The organism is Vibrio sp. (assembly GCF_984391705.1).
In genome coordinates, this window is the sequence record NZ_CFHWOM010000156.1 from 1 (window position 1) to 1,486 (window position 1,486).

The 1,486-nt window shown below is 47.5% G+C and carries 1 protein-coding gene; it reads left to right on the forward strand.

Features of this window, described 5'->3' with window-relative positions:
- Positions 1 to 50: 50 nt before the first annotated feature.
- On the forward strand, positions 51 to 1,331 hold the full coding sequence (locus AC4MRV_RS22095) for a DUF2066 domain-containing protein (RefSeq protein WP_491189412.1): 1,281 nt from the start codon (positions 51 to 53) through the stop codon (positions 1,329 to 1,331).
- Positions 1,332 to 1,486 lie beyond the last annotated feature (155 nt).

A 1,486-nucleotide genomic window follows, 5' to 3' on the forward strand; every position in this document is an offset into this window, starting at 1 on the left:
TTTGATAGTTGCTTATCATGCGTGTTCTTGTTCAGAGGATTATGAAAACTATGCGCTATTTAGCTCTCTTATTGATAGGTTGGTTGTCTCTGCCAGTTTATGCATTAACTCAGGTGGATATCTATCGTGCCGAAGTGGCGATCGACGGTGAGCAAAAAGACGGCGAAGAACTCGCTCGTCAACAAGGTATGCAAGATGTGATTGTGCGTGCGACTGGCAGCCAATCTTCCCTTAGCAACCCAGTAATTAAGAAAGCAGTGGGTTCAAGTTCTCGCTATATTTCTCAACTTGGTTACGGCCAAATTGATGGTCAAAACAGCTTGAAGATGCTGTTTAACAGCGGTCAAATCCGTTCACTGCTGACTCAAGCTCAGCTTCCATTGTGGTCACCAAACCGTGCCAACATTCTGGTGTGGATGGTAGAAGAGCAGGGCTACGATCGCACGATTACATGGGAGCACTCAGATTCAGCAAGTGCAGCTGCGTTGCGTGAAGCCGCACAAGCGCGTGGTTTACCAGTCACTATGCCTGTGGGTGATTTTGATGATGTGACGGGTGTGAATGTGTCTGACCTTTGGGGTGACTTCGTTGATCCAATTAGCCAAGCGAGCCAACGTTACCCGGTCGATGCGGTACTGATCGTACGCGTTCAAGGCGATAAGCTTCGCTGGACTCTGTACGACCAATCACCAGCACAATTATCTGAATCAAAGCAGTCTCCACGCAGTGGTTCTGCATCAGGTGCGAATGCGATTCCTGCGATGATGGGCGGTATTGCTGATTACTACGCGAATAAGAGTGCGGTGGTGGTTTCAAGCAAATCGTCTAAAGCCCTAGATGTGAAAGTACTGAACGTTGAATCAGCAATGGATTTCTTTGAGCTAGAGAATTCGCTAACCAAGCTTAACTCGGTAGCGGGTACGGAAATCAAGCGTATTCAAGGCAACCAAGTGACGCTAACGATTCATCTATTGGCCTCACAGCAGGCGTTTGAGCAAGAAGCGTCTTCGATTCGTCCGTTAGAAGTGACTGAAGATCCGATGGTGGGTATGGAACCAGCAACACCAGTGCAGCTTCCGCTAGAACCTGCTCAACCAGCACAATTGCCAGCAGACTCAGAAGAAGGTCAAACGGCGAATGTGGTTGAACTCGATGCCGCGAACGAGCAGGCTCAGCCAGAACAGCCTGTGATCGCTCAGCCGACACCAGTGCAATACGACTTGATCTATAAGTGGAAGGCGCCTGTGCGTACTCAAGCTGAGCCAGTAGAGGAAGAATCAGAAATCGCGCCAGTGCTAGAAACTGACGTGGTTGAAGATCATCTGACTTAAGCTCGTATTCAATAAAAAACGAACAAAAAAGAGTCGCCTAGTGCGACTCTTTTTATGTATGTACTGTCCTAAATAAGGTAGCTACATTTCCAACATTACATTGGCGAATATTATGCAGAGACTGAAGCTGGATGTCTCTGAGCTTATTACTTATT